Consider the following 246-nt stretch of genomic DNA (forward strand, 5'->3'; position numbering starts at 1 on the left):
ACCTTTTAGCCGTTGAGCGACACCGCTTCCACATGCCGATGCCGGATCACTAGTCCCAGCTTTCGCTCCTGCTCGACCCGTCAGTCTCACAGTCAAGCTCCCTTGTGCACTTACACTCAACACCTGATTGCCAACCAGGCTGAGGGAACCTTTGGGCGCCTCCGTTACCTTTTAGGAGGCAACCGCCCCAGTTAAACTACCCACCAGACACTGTCCCCGATCCGGATCACGGACCAGAGTTAGACG

The 246-nt window shown here is 56.9% G+C and carries 1 rRNA gene; it reads right to left on the reverse strand.

Annotation, left to right across the window (positions count from 1 at the left end):
• Positions 1–246, reverse strand: a 23S ribosomal RNA gene (locus HTZ77_RS45075); the annotation flags it as partial.

It is taken from the genome of Nonomuraea montanisoli, from assembly GCF_013363975.1.
Lineage (GTDB): Bacteria > Actinomycetota > Actinomycetes > Streptosporangiales > Streptosporangiaceae > Nonomuraea > Nonomuraea montanisoli.